This window comes from Pseudoalteromonas lipolytica (assembly GCF_003515105.1).
Taxonomy (GTDB): Bacteria; Pseudomonadota; Gammaproteobacteria; order Enterobacterales; family Alteromonadaceae; genus Pseudoalteromonas; species Pseudoalteromonas lipolytica.
Window position 1 is genome coordinate 2,211,685 of record NZ_CP032090.1, and the last position, 17,366, is coordinate 2,229,050.

General features: G+C 41.1%; 17 protein-coding genes. 5 read left to right on the forward strand and 12 right to left on the reverse strand.

Going from position 1 to position 17,366, the window contains the following annotated elements:
• The first annotated feature begins 14 nt into the window (after positions 1–14).
• From D0907_RS10015 to D0907_RS10025, 3 genes are read left to right on the forward strand one after another with little or no spacing between them, the layout of a single operon-like run.
• Positions 15–1,301 (forward strand): YeaH/YhbH family protein, encoded by a 1,287-nt coding sequence (locus tag D0907_RS10015; RefSeq protein WP_036967607.1) that lies wholly within the window; start codon positions 15–17, stop codon positions 1,299–1,301.
• 20 nt (positions 1,302–1,321) lie between these two features.
• On the forward strand, positions 1,322–2,836 hold the full coding sequence (locus D0907_RS10020) for a SpoVR family protein (RefSeq protein WP_036967604.1): 1,515 nt from the start codon (positions 1,322–1,324) through the stop codon (positions 2,834–2,836).
• Positions 2,837–2,841: 5 nt separating this feature from the next.
• Positions 2,842–3,723 carry a universal stress protein gene (locus tag D0907_RS10025; protein WP_118844414.1) on the forward strand — a complete coding sequence of 294 codons (882 nt, stop codon included), beginning with the start codon at positions 2,842–2,844 and terminating at the stop codon, positions 3,721–3,723.
• A gap of 203 nt (positions 3,724–3,926) precedes the next feature.
• Here D0907_RS10025 and D0907_RS10030 read toward each other — a convergent pair whose 3' ends face one another.
• On the reverse strand, positions 3,927–4,892 hold the full coding sequence (locus D0907_RS10030) for a sensor domain-containing diguanylate cyclase (protein WP_036967597.1): 966 nt from the start codon (positions 4,890–4,892) through the stop codon (positions 3,927–3,929).
• A gap of 3 nt (positions 4,893–4,895) precedes the next feature.
• Complete coding sequence (locus D0907_RS10035; protein ID WP_036967595.1) at positions 4,896–5,900, reverse strand: response regulator; 1,005 nt, start codon at positions 5,898–5,900, stop codon at positions 4,896–4,898.
• A 207-nt stretch (positions 5,901–6,107) separates the two neighbouring features.
• Here D0907_RS10035 and tpx point away from each other — a divergent pair, with 207 nt between their 5' ends.
• On the forward strand, positions 6,108–6,689 hold the full coding sequence (gene tpx / locus D0907_RS10040; protein ID WP_065978729.1) for a thiol peroxidase: 582 nt from the start codon (positions 6,108–6,110) through the stop codon (positions 6,687–6,689).
• Between the two features lie 64 nt (positions 6,690–6,753).
• Here the strand turns inward: tpx and adk are convergent, their stop codons facing one another.
• The 10 genes from adk to D0907_RS10085 all read right to left on the reverse strand — a co-directional run bounded on the left by adk (position 6,754) and on the right by D0907_RS10085 (position 16,198).
• A complete protein-coding gene (gene adk / locus D0907_RS10045) occupies positions 6,754–7,398 on the reverse strand; it encodes an adenylate kinase (RefSeq protein WP_036967590.1) in 645 nt (214 codons plus the stop codon).
• A gap of 180 nt (positions 7,399–7,578) precedes the next feature.
• Positions 7,579–9,492: a molecular chaperone HtpG gene (gene htpG, locus D0907_RS10050; protein WP_036967589.1), complete on the reverse strand. Its 1,914-nt coding sequence runs from the start codon at positions 9,490–9,492 to the stop codon at positions 7,579–7,581.
• Positions 9,493–9,651: 159 nt separating this feature from the next.
• A complete protein-coding gene (gene recR, locus D0907_RS10055; RefSeq protein ID WP_036967569.1) occupies positions 9,652–10,260 on the reverse strand; it encodes a recombination mediator RecR in 609 nt (202 codons plus the stop codon).
• Between the two features lie 10 nt (positions 10,261–10,270).
• Entirely contained in the window at positions 10,271–10,597 is a 327-nt protein-coding gene (locus D0907_RS10060; RefSeq protein ID WP_036967566.1) for a YbaB/EbfC family nucleoid-associated protein, read from the reverse strand.
• A gap of 59 nt (positions 10,598–10,656) precedes the next feature.
• Positions 10,657–13,044: a DNA polymerase III subunit gamma/tau gene (gene dnaX, locus D0907_RS10065; protein ID WP_075593167.1), complete on the reverse strand. Its 2,388-nt coding sequence runs from the start codon at positions 13,042–13,044 to the stop codon at positions 10,657–10,659.
• 3 nt (positions 13,045–13,047) lie between these two features.
• Positions 13,048–13,593 carry an adenine phosphoribosyltransferase gene (apt, locus tag D0907_RS10070; protein WP_036967559.1) on the reverse strand — a complete coding sequence of 182 codons (546 nt, stop codon included), beginning with the start codon at positions 13,591–13,593 and terminating at the stop codon, positions 13,048–13,050.
• Positions 13,594–13,732: 139 nt separating this feature from the next.
• Complete coding sequence (locus D0907_RS21205) at positions 13,733–13,855, reverse strand: hypothetical protein (protein WP_256213662.1); 123 nt, start codon at positions 13,853–13,855, stop codon at positions 13,733–13,735.
• Positions 13,856–13,941: 86 nt separating this feature from the next.
• Positions 13,942–14,700 carry an HvfC family RiPP maturation protein gene (locus D0907_RS10075; protein ID WP_259369851.1) on the reverse strand — a complete coding sequence of 253 codons (759 nt, stop codon included), beginning with the start codon at positions 14,698–14,700 and terminating at the stop codon, positions 13,942–13,944.
• The gene (locus D0907_RS10080; RefSeq protein ID WP_118844415.1) at positions 14,693–15,556 is read right to left on the reverse strand and encodes an HvfB family MNIO-type RiPP peptide maturase; all 864 of its coding nucleotides are present in this window, start codon (positions 15,554–15,556) and stop codon (positions 14,693–14,695) included. The genes D0907_RS10075 and D0907_RS10080 overlap by 8 nt, the downstream gene beginning before the upstream one ends.
• 54 nt (positions 15,557–15,610) lie before the next feature.
• Positions 15,611–16,198: an HvfA family oxazolone/thioamide-modified RiPP metallophore gene (locus D0907_RS10085; protein WP_118844416.1), complete on the reverse strand. Its 588-nt coding sequence runs from the start codon at positions 16,196–16,198 to the stop codon at positions 15,611–15,613.
• 172 nt (positions 16,199–16,370) lie between these two features.
• On the opposite strand from D0907_RS10085, the gene D0907_RS10090 reads away from it, so the two are divergent.
• Entirely contained in the window at positions 16,371–17,348 is a 978-nt protein-coding gene (locus tag D0907_RS10090) for a tRNA-dihydrouridine synthase (protein ID WP_065978731.1), read from the forward strand.
• The last annotated feature ends 18 nt before the right edge of the window (positions 17,349–17,366 follow it).

The window sequence follows — 17,366 nt, forward strand, 5'->3', positions numbered from 1 at the left end:
TCAAGGGGGTTGTTATGGCGCATTTTATAGACCGACGCCTGAATGGAAAAAACAAAAGTACGTTGAACCGTCAGCGTTTCATCAGGCGTTATAAAAAACAGATTAAAGAAGCCGTATCTGATGCCATTAATAAACGCAGCGTAACCGATACGAGCAGTGGCGAGAGTATTTCTATTCCACAGCGCGATATTAGTGAGCCTGTATTTCATCAAGGACGTGGGGGCGATCGGGAGCAAATACATCCAGGAAATGACCAATTCTCAACAGGCGATAAAATTAAACGCCCGCAAGGAGGCGGTCAAGGGGGTGGCAGTGGCGAAGGTGACGCAAGTGATTCGGGCGAAGGCCAAGATGAGTTTGTTTTTTCTATCTCTAAAGACGAGTATTTAGATTTATTATTTGAAGATTTAGAGCTGCCAAACTTACAGCAAAATCAACTTGATAAACTCGTGCAAATGAAAACGCATCGCGCTGGTTTTTGTAGCGATGGTATGCCCAGTAATATTGATATAGTGCGCTCATTACAAGGCTCGCTCGCTCGCCGTGTTGCAATGACAGCGGGCAAAAAACGACATCTGAGCGAACTTCAAGGACAATTAGCGCTTTTGAAAGCAGAGGAAGAGCCCGACAAAGCTGCCATTGCCCTGCTTGAGCGTCAAATTGAAGAGCTTGAAAGTCGCATAAAAGCCGTGCCGTTTATTGATAATTACGACTTACGTTTTCGCAATTACGAAAAACGTCCCCACCCGACGAGTAAAGCCGTGATGTTTTGCCTTATGGATGTGTCAGGTTCGATGGATCAAGCAACAAAAGATATGGCAAAACGGTTTTATATTTTGCTGTATCAGTTTTTGACTCGCAGCTACAAAGATATCGAAGTCGTGTACATTCGCCACCATACACAAGCGAAAGAAGTTGATGAGCAGGAGTTCTTTTACTCACAAGAAACCGGTGGCACTATTGTGTCGAGTGCGCTGAAATTAATGAATGAAATTATCGCTGAACGTTACCATGCAGATGAGTGGAATATTTATGCTGCACAAGCATCTGATGGTGATAACTGGGCCGATGACTCTCCTCATTGCGGTGAAATACTCCGCAATAAATTACTCAAAGCAGTACGTTACTATGCGTACATAGAAATTACGGCGCGTGCGCATCAAAGTTTATGGCGTGAGTATCAATCTATAGCACAAACACACGACAACTTTGCCATGCAACATATTCGTGGTGTAGAGGACATTTACCCTATTTTCCGTGAATTATTTAAAAAGAATCGTCAGCAGCAAGGCGCCGCATAGCCTTGCGAGTGAGGTAAAATATGGCCGATAAACGTATTAGTGACGGACCGGATTGGACGTTTGATTTATTAGCACAGTACCAAAGTGAAATTGAGCGAGTCGCAAAGATCTATAAGCTCGATACTTACCCGAATCAAATAGAAGTGATCACTGCTGAACAAATGATGGATGCTTACTCAAGCGTAGGCATGCCTATCGGTTATAGTCATTGGTCATACGGTAAAAAGTTTATTCAAACAGAGCAAAATTATAAACGCGGGCAAATGGGGTTAGCGTACGAAATTGTTATAAATTCAGACCCCTGCATTGCTTACCTAATGGAAGAAAACACCTTGCCAATGCAGGCTCTCGTGATGGCGCACGCGTGCTATGGCCACAACTCATTTTTTAAAGGTAATTACTTATTTAAAACCTGGACCGATGCAGGTTCTATTATCGACTACTTATTATTTGCGAAAAATTATATTGCGCGCTGTGAAGAGAAGTACGGTATTAATGAGGTAGAAAACCTTATCGACTCTTGTCATGCCTTAATGAACTATGGGGTTGACCGGTATAAGCGCCCGCAAAGAATTTCGCTGTATGAAGAGCAAAAGCGTCAACAAGAACGCGAAGATTATCTGCAATCGCAGGTGAATGAATTATGGCGAACTATTCCAACATCTCAACAAGAGTCGAAAAAACACGAGCGTCGATTTCCTGAGGAACCACAAGAAAATATTCTGTATTTTATAGAGAAAAATGCCCCGCTACTTGAATCATGGCAACGTGAAGTAATCCGTATTGTGCGAAAAATTTCACAATACTTTTACCCCCAAAAGCAAACGCAGGTGATGAATGAAGGTTGGGCAACGTTTTGGCATTATACGATTTTAAACCACTTGTATGATGAGGGAAAACTCACCGATGCCTTTATGCTCGAGTTTTTACAAAGCCATACCAATGTGGTTTATCAGCCGCCTTATAACAGCAATTATTATTCTGGTATTAATCCCTATGCATTGGGCTTTAATATGATGGTTGATATTCGCCGAATTTGTGAAAATCCCACTGATGAAGATAAAAAGTGGTTCCCTGAATATGCTGGAGCCGATTGGCTAGAAACCCTGCATTTTGCCATGCAAAACTTTAAAGATGAGAGCTTTATTAGCCAGTTTTTATCACCTAAAATTATCCGTGACTTCAAGCTATTTACTATTATTGATCATGAAAAAGAGCCAACCCTTAATGTCGGCGCGATACATGACGAAGTGGGCTATCAACAAGTACGTGAAACGTTATCTGCACAATATAACTTAAGTAATCATGAACCCAATATACAAATCTATAATGTTGATATTAGAGGAGATCGTTCTCTAACCTTACGCTATGTACCGCATAAAAACATTCCGTTAGCTGGCTCAAAAGATGAAGTGCTGAAACACCTTTACAGGTTATGGGGGTTTAAGGTAAAACTGGAACAAGAATCTTCAACCGGTGAAATTTCACTACTTGGTGAATGCCCAAAAAGTGATGCACGACACACAACAGAGTAGATCACATGGATAAAAAAATACTGGTCATCATCGACGCTATCGCCGATGCCAAAACCTCGATACTTCACGCCAAACAAAAAGCGAAGGGGGTTAGGCATATTGATATCGTCGCATTTAGCTATGAAGATACCAACAGTATTTTATTTTCGATTCCACCCGAAGAAGCACTTGCTATTCAGGATAAAGAATTAGGTAAAATTCGTGACACACTATCACCTTTAATTGACAGCCATTTAGAGCAAGGTAGCTACACATTCCAAACGCTTTGGCATGAAAGTCCTGAGCAGTGGCTTGCTAATGAGCTTGATACGTCAGCGTACGAGCTTGTGATTAAAACGCGTCATATTGATGCAGAAACACAGTTTAGTGAGCTTGATTGGCAGCTTATACGCTTCAGTCCCCTACCGCTTTATTTAGCTGCTGATAACAAGTGGAAAAACAATACTAATGTGCTCGCTGCGCTCGACTTAGGCAGTGAGAAAGCCACTAAATATCGTCTTAACGAAGCAATGATAAAAATGGGTCTAGCGTATGCCGCTGATTATGAAAGTGATTTTTTTGCTTGTTATACCGTGCATGTATCGCCCTTTTTACGCGATTTGGGGTTAGTTTTTTCTGATGAGCAAGTTATTAATGCTTATGAAAAACTCCCCAGTGCCCAACGCGCACTGATTGAGTCATATAACCTCAAAGAAAAGCTAGAAATTAAGGCAGGTATCGTCGAGCAAGTGATCCCCAGTATCGCCGCAAAACTCAGTGCAGACCTTGTAATAATGGGTACGGTGGGTAATACAGGAATTAAAGGGCATCTTATTGGTAATACAGCAGAAAAGGTTATGAAATTACTAAAAACGGATATTTTAGTGATCCCTCCTTTCGATAACTAAAGCCAGACTTAATATCAATTAGCTTAATTAGGTGGTCTATTTTGAGGCAATAAAACCGCGTTGATAACACGGCAAAAATGTCGTTATTTAGATGTTCTCGGCAATTGCGCATACATCCATGCAGTCGTAAATCAGACATTTTTAACGCAGGTAGCGACAGGTTTAATGCCTCAAAAAGATTAAGTCTTGTTTTGCAATTGGTGTCATAAGTCTGAATAAGCCGTCACTTTATTACGGCCATTTTGTTTAGAGTGGTATAAGGCTTGATCAGCTGCTTCAATCCACTTTTCATAACGCTCAAACTTTTTCTCATCAGAGCACGCAAAGCCAATACTCACCGTGAGTTTAATTTGTTTATCACCAAAATAAATTGACGAATTTTCAATAAGAGCACGTAAACGCTCTGCAAAGATCATTGCACCTTCATGATCCGTATCAAGCAAAGTTACGGCAAATTCTTCACCACCATAACGGCCTGCTAAATCAGTTTCACGTAATGTTTTTCTCAATAAATCAGCAATATGACGCAGTGCTTCATCACCAGCACGATGCCCATGCTCATCGTTAACGGTTTTAAAATGGTCGATATCAAACATTAATAACGTACTGCAGCCACCGCTTCTGGAAATACGCATGTATTCTTTACGTAGTTTTTGCTCCCAGAATCCGCGATTAGTTAGCTGTGTCAATGCATCAGTGCGACTCATTTGTTCGAGCTTCGCATTAACGTCTTCAAGTTCTTTTTTATTCACCGCTTCATCGGTCACATCGTAAATAATAATACAGATATGTGATACTTCGCCGGTCGTTGTGGTGAGCGGAATAAAGGTAGCATTTTGATACATATGATCCGCTTTACCGGTAATTGGACGGTAATTTTTAAAACGGAAAATATAGGGTTGCTGCTCCCAAATCGTGAACGAGCGATTATTAAGAATAAACACAGATTCAGACTTACTACGAAACCATTTTTCATCAATTGATGGAAAGAGATCAAATAAGTCTTTGTCTTTTACTGCGCTTGGCAATAAACCCGAATGGTTTTCCATAAAACCATTCCAAATGCAGACTTTATAGTCTCTATCAAGCACCACAAGGCCTACATCAACGGTATTAAACATATCCATTAACCAATGGAGTTCATTCATATTAAAATCGGCTGCAGGCATAGTTTAGTCTTCTAATAAATAAGCTACTTTATATTTTAAAGTTTTTAATGAGTCCTCAGTAAACAGCAACATAAGATCACAATTAATGTTGTGATTTTCAATGCCGTAACTGATCTCAATGGCGAGAGTTCGTTGCCAACGTGATTTATTGGCTTTAACCAAATCAGACACATCACAATGCTGACCTAACACCACCGGATGACCTTGACTAAAACGCATATCAAGTTGCTTTGACAGCCCACTCAAAATAGCGCCTATTAAGATGTTACTGACATCCATTAACAGTTCAAGCTCAACTTTATTGTTAAGCTCTCCTTCGTAATTCATTAACGAAGCAATTTCTTTAAAACTCGAATCATTTAACAGCAATAACGCTTCACCCGACACGCCACCGCCAATAAAGCCTTGGCACACACCTGACGTTGAGGCATTGGCATCAATCGACCGCAAGGCCATATCAAGCTCATTGACTTCAAGTACATTTACGTTCGGAATTGGAAGCTTTACAAACACATTCAATAAACGTGCTAATAAGTCCCCTGCTTGGCCCATAGCAACATTGGTGAGTTCTTGGTATATGTCACGTACATCGGGGTCGACTTGCTCACCTAGCTTATTTGCTAAGCGCTCCCGCATGGCTTTGTCTTTAATACCATGATGTTCAATAATGTTCGCGAGCTTTTCTGCTGAGCAGGGTTTCTGAATAAAATCGATTGCGCCAAGTTCAAGCACGCGTTGATGCGCATTTGGCTGGATATCGCCCGAGACGACAACGGTTAATACATGTAAGCCTTGATCTTGAATGGCTTGCAACACTTCATAACCATCCATTTCGGGCATATTTAAATCAAGAAATAAAATTTCGGGCTGTAAACGCTTAATTTGTTCAATACAGTGAATGCCGTTTTCAGCAAATTCGACTTTTATATCCCAATCATCAGGTAAAGAGCGCGCTAATTGTCTACGCGCTAATTTTGAATCATCACAAACTAATACCGATGTTGACATATATTCTCTCTAAATACGCACTTTTGAACTAGCTAATACAAAATGCACTAACTTTATTATTATTTTTATAAACAAAAATCGGACTACGCACACATGTTAATCAAACTACAGGTTATTTACAATTTTAAATTGTGGTAAACCTTGGAGCTATTGGTTCAGTATAATACACTGATGTTAAATGCGTTAATTTGAAGGAATGAAGTAATGTTGTTACGCCCTCTTATGTTTGCTCTTGGAGCAGTTTGTACATTCAGTTATGCCAATGATTTAGTAGAAAATAGTTTAGATGCTGGCAAAGTTTCTGCACAATCGAAACCCGTCACATTACTTGGACAAGGTGTTAAAGTAGGTCAGCAAGCCCCTAACTTCAAGGTCGTAGATGGTAATTTCACCCCTGTCACTCTCAACGACTATCAAGGGCAAGCCGTATTATTAAGTGTTGTGCCAAGCCTTGATACGGGCGTTTGCAGTATTCAAACAAAACATTTTAATGAAAAAGTAGCTTCTGAGTTTCCCAGCATTGCAATGCTAACATTAAGTGCTGATTTACCCTTTGCGCAAAAACGCTTTTGTAAAGCCGAAAATATCGATAAGGTCACGGCATTGTCTGACTCTGTTTGGCGTGACTTTGGTCAAAACTATGGTTTGATCATTAAGGATATGGGGTTATTAACCCGTGCAGTGTTCGTTTTAGATAAGGAACACAAAATCGTTTACAAACAACTTGTCGATAACCTCTCTAAAGAGCCCGATTACGACAGCGCAATTGATGCACTGAAAAAGCTATAACCTCAGCGATACTAAAAACAAAAAACCGCCAACAGGCGGTTTTTTTGCTTAGTTAATCCTAAGATTAACCAAGTAGTTCACCAAGTTGTTGGCTTACTGCTTCAACAGCTTGTGTACCATCCAGTTTGTGGTACTGAGTGTTACCCGCTTTTGCTTCAGCTTGGTAATAGTCAACAAGTGGTTTAGTTTGGTCGTGGTAAATACCTAAACGTTTACGTACTGTTTCTTCAGTATCGTCATCACGAATAATAAGGTCTTCACCTGTGATATCGTCTTTACCATCTACTTTTGGTGGATTGTAAACAACATGATATACACGGCCAGAACCTGGGTGTACACGACGACCGCCCATGCGCTCAACGATGATTTCGTCAGCAACATCAAATTCAATAACATGGTCAACAACCACGCCATTTTCTTTCATTGCATCAGCTTGAGGAATAGTACGTGGGAAACCATCTAGCAAGAAACCTTTTTCACAATCAGGCTTTGCAATACGCTCTTTAACAAGACCAATAATGATTTCATCAGATACTAATTGACCTGCATCCATTACTTTTTTAGCTTCAAGACCAAGCGGTGTACCTTCTTTGATTGCTGCACGCAGCATATCGCCCGTAGAAATTTGTGGAATACCGTATTTGTCCATCAAAAACTGAGCTTGAGTACCTTTACCTGCACCCGGCGCGCCCAAAAGAATAATGCGCATATCATTGTCCTCTGTGTGATACTAATCTTTAATTATGGTCGATCAGTGGAGTTTTGTTTTTAGAGCCTGAATTCTTCCACAACTGAGGCTATACCTCAAGTAACTTATACCAATTGCCTATATTAGCGGCAATAAAAAAGGAAGCTGGGCTTCCTTTTCTAATTCAAACTGTAAAAACGCTTACTTGCTTAAATCTAGCATTAGTTTATTCAAGCGAGTTACAAAGCCAGCAGGGTCTTTTAAGGTACCGCGCTCAGCCAGTAATGCTTGGTCAAGTAGGACATGTGACCACTGAGTAAACTTGTCTTCATCTTGTTCAACATTTAAATGCTTCACAAGTTGGTGCTCTGGATTAAGCTCAAAAATTGGCTTTTGCTCAGGCACTGTTTGACCTACTGATTCCATTAGTTTTTGCATTTGCGAGCTCATGTCATGCTCATCAGCAACAACACAGGCAGGCGAGTCGGTTAAACGGTGCGTAAAGCGTACATCTTTAACACTATCACCCAGGGCTGTCTTAATACGTTCAACTAAGCCTGCCACTTCTTTTTCTGACTCTTCTTGCGCTTTTTTGGTTTCTTCATCATCCATGTTGCCAAGGTCTAAGTCACCACGAGTGATTGACTGGAATGATTTTTCGTTGAACTCTGTTAGGTAGCTCATCATCCACTCATCAACACGGTCACTTAGTAGCAATACTTCAATGCCTTTCTTACGGAAGATTTCTAGGTGCGGTGAATTTTTTGCCGCAGCAAATGAATCAGCAACCACGTAGTAGATCTTATCTTGTTCTGGCTTCATACGCTCAATGTATTGATCAAGCGATACATTTTGTGTGCTTTCGTCTGTGTGTGTTGAAGAGAAACGCAGCAACTTAGCAATAACTTCTTTGTTTGCCATGTCTTCTGCTGGGCCTTCTTTTAACACTTGACCAAACTCGTTCCAGAACGTTTGATAATCTTCTTCACGGTTTTTAGCCATGCGCTCAAGCATTTTAAGGACACGCGATGTACACCCTTTACGGATTGCTTGTGTCACTTTGTTATCTTGTAAGATTTCACGCGATACGTTAAGTGGTAAGTCATTTGAATCAAGTAGACCTTTCACAAAACGCAGGTAGCTTGGCATAAATTGCTCAGCATCATCCATAATGAAAACGCGTTGCACATACAGTTTTAAACCTGTTTGACGGTCACGATTCCATAAATCGAATGGTGCTTTTTTCGGGATGTATAACAAGCTTGTGTATTCAGTTTTACCTTCAACCTTGTTATGCGCCCAGCTTAATGGCTCTTCCCAATCATGACCAATATGTTTATAGAATTCTTTGTATTCTTCGTCTGTTACTTCTGACTTGTCGCGAGTCCACAGTGCCGTTGCGCGGTTAATACCTTCCCATTCGCCTGGTTGTGCTGGGATTTTCTCGCCATCAGGACCTTCAGATTCTGGTACTTCTGCTTTGTACATTTCAACAGGAATTGAAATATGGTCAGAGTATTTAGTAACGATACTGCGTAAGCGATATTCATCAGCAAATTCTTTTTCGTCTTCACGTAAATGAAGAATAATTTCAGTACCACGGGTTGGCTTATCAATTTCTTGTAGCGTGTATTCGCCTTCACCAGCTGATTGCCATTCAATACCTTGGCTCTCACCGGCTTTACGGGTGCGTACCGTTACTTTATCCGCAACGATAAATGCTGAGTAAAAGCCTACACCGAATTGACCAATTAATTGTGAATCTTTGCTTTGGTCACCCGTTAAGTTTTGAAAAAACTCTGCCGTGCCTGATTTTGCAATCGTACCTAATGAGTTAATTACATCTTCACGGCTCATACCGATACCGTTATCAGTAATAGTCACTGTGTTTGCATCTTTATCGGCACTGATACGTACTTTTAAGTCGGCATCGTTTTCATATAAATCGCCATTTGAAAGCGCAAGGAAACGTAATTTATCTGCCGCATCTGACGCGTTTGATACGAGTTCACGTAGGAAAATCTCTTTATTAGAATAAAGAGAATGAATCATCAGGTTTAATAGTTGTTTGACTTCTGTTTGAAAGCCTAATGTTTCTTTTTGTGCTGCAGTCATTGTGTAAATCTCCAATTAACAAAGTGTCTTATCTGCACTATGACTCATATATGGGGCAGGCTTTAGGAACTTCAAGGCAAAAAATTAAATTTGCAGGTAAATTGGAGATAAAACACAAAAAAGCCTGCATTAAGCAGGCTTTTGATACCGTTTTGGGTATTAGTTTTGATTTACTGCGCGTCGCCCGCTAAAGGCATGCATTAGGGTCATGCCATCAAGCAAGTCAAGCTCACCACCAACTGGCACACCGTGAGCAATGCGTGAAGCATTCACTTGGTATTTGTGACAAAGCTCTGCAATATAATGGGCTGTGGTTTCACCTTCAACACTTGGGTTGGTTGCGAGGATCACCTCATTAATGCCGCCGTTTTGCAGTTTACTTTCTAGGATATCAAGGCCGATTTCTTTGGGGCCTATGCCATCAATTGGTGACAAGTGACCCATTAAAACGAAGTAAAGCCCTTGATATTGTCCGGTTTGTTCAATAGCAAGTACATCGGTTGGCGATTCAACCACACACAATAAACCACTATCTTGGCGTTTAACACTTGAACAAATATCGCACACAGGCTGCTCTGTGAAGGTACGACAAGACTGACAGTGCCCTACTTCATCCATTGCTTTTGTGAGTGCGTGGCCAAGTTGTTTACCCCCTTGGCGGTCGCGTTCAAGTAAATGAAAAGCAATACGCTGTGCTGACTTCGGGCCAATACCCGGTTGGCAGCGCAGTGCTTCAATTAACTGTGTTAAACTAGGCGATAGTTGCATAAATGTTCACTTAGAATGGCATTTTCATACCTGGTGGTAATTGCATACCGCCAGTTACTTTGCTCATGCGCTCTTGTGTTTCTTCGGCAACACGGCGTACAGCGTCATTACATGCTGCTGCAAGTAAATCTTCGATCATATCTTTGTCGTCTTCCATTAGGCTTTCGTCAAGCTCTACACGACGTACATTGTGGTTACCTAGCATCGTTACTTTAACTAGGCCTGCACCTGCTTCACCTACAACTTCTAGGTTTGCGATTTCTTCTTGGGCTTTTTGCATGCGCTCTTGCATTTGCTGCGCTTGCTTCATCATGTTACCCATTCCACCTTTAAACATAACTGTCTCTCTTTCTAAACTACTTTAATTGGCATGAAGATAAGGGCTATTGTGTGTAATTACAATGCCTGAATACTGTTTTCGTCGATTATTGCGCTAAATAATTGTTGAAATTGCACAATGTTCTCATCGCTATTTATTACATCTATTGCTTGTTGATGACGGCCTGCATCAATCTTTTGCTGAATCAAATAAGGCGAATCTATCACCCCATCTGCAAAGTCGATATTGAGCTCTACATTATGGCCATAAATCTCGCTTAACGCTGCGTTGAGCTTTTGTCTTAGTACGGCGCTGTCGAGGTGACGTTGTGAAGAGTCGACTTCAATATGAAGCTGACGATCATTCTTTGTGAAAATAGAATGTAGCGCAAATTGACGCATACGCCCACCTAGTCCCATACGTTTTATTAAATAAGCCCATTCATCTTGTTCGTGTGCAAATTTAATACTGCTGATCGGGCTTTCAAAATCATCAGGAACAGGAATACTAGGCTCTTCTGCTACAGGCTCCGGTGCTTTTTGTGGATTAATCTGCTCAAGCAACTCAGGGGCTAAATTTTCTGTTATGGTTTGATGCTTTGCTTTAAAGTCGACTTTTTTTACTTTATGACTGCTCTCCCCCGTCGGCTGGGGGCTTGGCTTTTTTACATCAGCAGCCACTGTTTGCTGCTGAGGTTGAAAATTCGTTGATGCTGAACCATGTTGCGTTGGCTCATGTACTGTCGATTCCGCGGGCTCTGGCTTTATGTCAGTTTGACTTGCAGCACCGCTTAAACGCCCTGCACCAGAAATATTACGATCTTTTAAAATACGTGCAATTGCCGATTGAGCCAAGCTTTGCTGCTGTTGTAATTGCACAGGCGCTGTTTGCTCTGCCTGCGGCAGTGGTTGCACATCTGGCTCGTTAGCAATAAAACCCTGATCATAAGCGCTACTCATCACATCATCATATTGCGCTGCAAGCGATGAGTCCATTTGAGCATCGTAATCATCATAGTATTCTGTCGCTGGCATATCAGGCGTATCGGTACTATTTTGTTGATACAAAGAAGCCGCTGACTGTTTATCAGAACTCCCTGACGTATCAAAAGATTGACTAGGTTGTTGTGACTGCTCAGCTGTATTATCGACTTTTTGTTCAGGTTTTAGGTCAATCTGTGGTGCTGCCGCTTGTGTAACCGTAGGCTCGGCTTTTATTGGCTGTGGCTGCAAAGGTGCTTGGTTTACTGCCGTAGACGTTTGCTCGGATGCTGCTTGTTCACGCTGAGCTGATGATTTTTTTAAGATATCACGTAGTGCACCTGCACCACTTGGTTTCACCTGCTGTTGACTATTTGTCGGTGTTTGGCTTTGCGCAAATTGTGTCGGTTGGAATGCCAACAAACGCAACATGATCATTTCAAACCCTAGTTTTGCATCCGGTGCCCATTGCAAATCTTTTTTACCATTTAACAGCAACTGGTAATACACTTGCATTTGTTGAGCATCGGTTGTTTGTGCAACCTGCTCAATAAAGTCTCGGTTAGTCTCATCAAGTGCAGCGGCACTGGGGACTAATTGCACAAGCTGAATAAGGTGAGTAAGTGCAATTAAATCATCCAATAAGGCGACAAAATTTGGGTTTCGACTGACAACCGCTTTCACTTCGGCCAGAAGTGCATCACCATCTTGGCATAAAACGGCTGCTAACATGGTTTGACTGTAATGTGTATCCATCAAACCAAGCATGGTTTGAACAGCTTGATGATTAATATTACCGTTTGTCTGAGCAATAGCCTGATCGGTTAAGCTTAAGGCGTCTCGCATACTGCCATCGGCGGCTTTAGCAAGGATAGACAACGATTTATCATCAAAGCTTAATTGTTCTTGATTAAGAACATGAGCAAGTTGATCATGAATTTCTGATTGTGATAACGCGTTTAAATTAAACTGTAAACAGCGCGATAGAATTGTCACTGGCAGTTTTTGTGGATCGGTCGTGGCTAATAAAAATTTCACATGCTCTGGCGGCTCTTCCAATGTTTTAAGTAGCGCATTGAAACTGTGCTTTGAAAGCATGTGAACTTCATCGATAAGGTAAACCTTATAACGACCTCGCGTTGGTGCATATTGCACGTTATCAAGGATTTCACGGGTGTCTTCTACCTTGGTACGCGATGCAGCATCGATTTCTAATAAATCAATATAGCGACCCGCTTCAATGTCGGTACAGCTTGAGCATTGACCACAAGGTTCTGCAGAAATTCCTTTATCGCAGTTTAGACTTTTAGCAAATATACGTGCGATGGTTGTTTTACCCACCCCACGGGTTCCAGTAAAGAGATAAGCATGATGAAGTCTGTTTTGTGTTAATGCATTCACTAACGCTTGCTTAACATGAGACTGTCCCACTAACTCGTGAAAGGTTTGTGGTCGCCATTTCCTTGCTAGAACCTGATAACTCATTAATTATTCGCCTTCGAATTCAACCAACTTTAGAATTTTAATGCCCATTTGTGCAACACGCTGCTCTCCACCAAGCTCTGGTAATGAAACAACGAAAGCAGCATCGGTTGCATGACCACCTAATTTAGCAACAAGTTTAGCCGTTGCTTCAATTGTGCCGCCTGTCGCGAGTAGGTCATCTACTAATAACACTTTATCACCTGCAACGATAGCATCAGTATGAAGTTCAAGTGTATCTTCACCATACTCTAATTGGTAATTTTGCGAAATGACTTCACGCGGAAGCTTGCCTGGTTTACGCACAGGAATAAACGGAATACCCAGCGCATAAGATAGGGGTGCACCAAAAATAAAGCCACGTGATTCTGTACCAATGATTTTAGTAAATCCTTGATCTTTGTACGCAGAAATAAAGCTATCAATTGTTGCTTTAAAAGCGTCTGCGTTTGCCATTAAGGTTGTTACGTCACGAAACATAATACCTGGCTTAGGGTAATCAGCGATAGTTGCAATGCTCTGTTTAATGAGCGCTGAAGTTGCTTGAGTCATAATTTATACTGCTCAATAGTTAATATAACAAAGCTTGCGAGTATAACATCGCCTTATTTAAAAGTCGGTAGCAAGTTTTGAAATAAGCACAAAAAAGGCTGCATAATGCAGCCTGATGTCTTAAATTTGCATACGCATATTAAGATAAAGCGGTGATCCAGCCTAGGATAGCGTTAAGGCAACCAATACCAGCAAACACTGCTAGGAACGCAATAAAATACGTTGCGTTGAACGGATCTTTAAAGTCTTTATCATTCGACATAATTACTACCTTTCTATTAAGCACGATAAAACAAAGCGCACATAATAGTCGAAGTGCTTACATCAATAAAGCGTTTATGCTGTTTTTTAAGGTGCTCGCTGAGTGACAATGACGCCTCGTTCAGCCATTGAACTCAGTGTACTTAATGCTCCTTGATACAGCTGTTCTAATGTAAATTGTGGAGCATGTTTTGCAACCTGCTGACATACCTCAGCTAAATCAATACCGGGTTGTGATTCGATAATACTTAACAATAAAGCGGTCATTGCATTTGTTGAGAGAAATTGTACCTCATCGTTGTTATCGCGATACACAACAAAATAATAAGGTTCGCTGGCAGGCACTGTAGGTTGATGATCCTGACTGATTGTATGTACTGGGTAAAGATAACTTAAATTACGAGCCAAACTGGTTAAATATAAACCTGCACGCGCAACTTGGTTAGCTTCTAAATTTATTTCATGACTACCTTGATGTGACACCGATACATCGAGTTCAACCCATTCATAATGGGCTAATTCGAGCATAAATGGCGGATCGTTTTTTTGCTTTGTGTAGCTGCCAGCAAGAAACTGTAAAAACTCTCCTGCAATGTCTAAAAAAAACGGGGAACTGCAATCATGTTTACTAAAAAACTGCCGCACTCTTTGTTGCCAATCATCTTCTTTATACAAACTTTTTAAAACAGGAAATGCTGAACTTACAAAACCATCAACATTATTGAAAAATAAGTCACGATAAATCGCCATTCGTCGCTCTTCAACATCAGCTGGTTTTGCGTTGTGAGCAGGATCACGGATATGCGCCATAAATTGCTGTTGGACTTCAATAAAATGACTAGGCACTTTGTTTCACCGTTGGTTGATTTGTTTTTAAAGCTGCTCGTTGTAAGTTATTAATAATTGCCAGCTCAGCAAGAAGCTCATTCATTGGCGGTATATTAAAGTCACGCTCAAGCAGTGTTGGAAACACACCGTGCACATCATACGCCTTTTCTAGCAGCTGCCAAACAGGGTCTATAACGGGTGAGCCATGCGTGTCGACTAATAAATCCTCAGCTTCAGTATAATGCCCCGCAACATGTCCATACGCTATTCGATGGCTAGGCAAGCCCATTAAAAAATGCGTTGCATCGTAGCCATGATTTATTGAGTTTACATAGATATTATTAACATCGAGTAAAAGTTGGCAATCGGCTTCTTCAAGTATCGCTTTTGTGAATTCAAGCTCCGTCATTTCTTGGCCTGGAGCCGCATAGTACGACACATTTTCGATAGCGATAGTCTGCTCTAAAATATCTTGAACCTGTTTAATACGTGAAACAACATGTTTAATAGCTTCTTCAGTAAAAGGAATTGGCATTAAATCATACATATGACCCTCTCCCGAACAATAGCTTAAATGTTCACTAAACAAGCGTATGTTATGCTCTTTAAAAAAGGCTTTTAATGATTTTACAAACTCGACATCCAGCGCTGCAGGTGAGCCGATTGATAACGATAAACCATGACAAATAAATGCATGTTGCTCTGTAAGTTGCTTAAACTGTTTAGCAAAACGACCGCCTAGCTTCAACCAGTTTTCTGGTGCCACTTCTAAGAAATCAATTGGCTTTGGGACACCTGCGAGCATATCATCAAGCATTTCACGTCGAAGTCCTAAACCAATTTGGCCAAAATCCAAGGTCGATTCAAATGACATATCATCTCCTACTAAAAAGGGCCTAAATGGCCCTTTTACTCGCTAAGTAAAAGCTTAGTGGTTTGAACCACACTTACCTTCACCACATTTACCTTCTTTAGCAGCTTTTTTAGATTCCTTTTTGTCAGCGCCACATTTACCTTCGCCACACTTGCCTTCTTTGGCTGCTTTTTTAGATGTCATTTTGTCAGCGCCGCATTTTCCTTCACCGCACTTGCCTTCTTTGGCTGCTTTTTTAGATGCCATTTTGTCAGCGCCACATTTACCTTCGCCACACTTGCCTTCTTTGGCTGTTTTTTTAGATGCCATTTTGTCAGCGCCGCACTTACCTTCGCCACACTTACCTTCTTTGGCTGCTTTTTTGTCAGCGCCGCATTTACCTTCGCCGCACTTACCTTCTTTTTCAGCCTTTTTCTCGGCACCGCATTTACCTTCGCCGCATTTGCCTTCTTTTTCTGCCTTTTTCTCGGCACCGCATTTACCTTCGCCACATTTGCCTTCAGCAGCATCAAGCTGGTAACCCGCTTGCATTTGTTGGAACTCAAATGGGTTTGCATTTACATCTGTGGCTACAAAGCTTGATGCACCCACAACAACGGCGCCTAATGTTAATGCAATTGAGTTTTTCTTAACTGTGTTCATACGATGACTCTCTTTTTTATAAGGTATATTAGACAAGACCCGACGATTAAAAATTAATTTCATATTTATGCAATTATTTTAGTAAATCGCCCTACAAAGCAAATTACGATTTATCAAGTTGCTAATTGCAGGTAAAATACGCGTCCAATTTTTCATTAAGTTTAATGGTATTATGCAACTAGTTTTAGCACCAATGGAAGGCGTTGTCGATTTTAAAATGAGACAGCTTCTTACTGACATAGGTGGGTTTGATTTATGCGTGACTGAATTTGTGCGTGTTGTTGATGCAACACTTCCAGAACGTGTATTTCATCGCTACTGCCCTGAATTAAAAACAGATGGCTACACCCGTGCTGGAACACCAGTGAGAATTCAGCTACTTGGTCAGGTTGCAGATGCATTAGCTGAAAATGCTGTAAAGGCGATTAGCTTAGGTTCACACGGTATTGACCTAAATTTTGGTTGCCCCGCAAAAACGGTCAATAAAAGTAAAGGCGGCGCAGTACTATTGAAAGATCCGGAGCATATGTACGACATCATTAAAACGGTTCGCGATGCTGTAGATAGCAAACATCAAGTAAGCGCTAAAATTAGACTGGGTTTTGATGATGATAGTAATAGCCAAGAAATCGTTGATGCGGTAGTCAGCGCGGGTGCATCTAGCCTCGCTATCCATGCAAGAACAAAACGTGATGGCTACAACCCTCCTGCATACTGGGAAAAAATCCCGCCATTAATTAAAAATAAAGATATTGCTGTAGTGGCTAATGGTGAAATATGGCAAGTCGAAGACGCAATGCTGTGCCAGATTCGTAGTCAATGTCAAAACTTAATGCTTGGCAGAGGCGCCTTGGCAATGCCAGATCTTGCAATGCAAATTAAAGCGCATGTAAACAATGAAACATATACTCCACTGCAATGGGAACATGTTATTTACCACATTATTCACTCATCAATGCACCAAGACGAGAGTAAGTGTGAAAAATATTTTGCTTCTCGCACCAAGCAGTGGCTTGGTTATCTGAAACGCCAATACCCACAAGCACATACACTTTTTGATGAAATTAGACGTTTAAAAGCGAAAGATGACGTTGCAAATGTACTAAGAAAGTATGCCAAAGCGCCTAGTTTTGATGCAAATCATAACTAATGGATCGCTTTTGTTGGA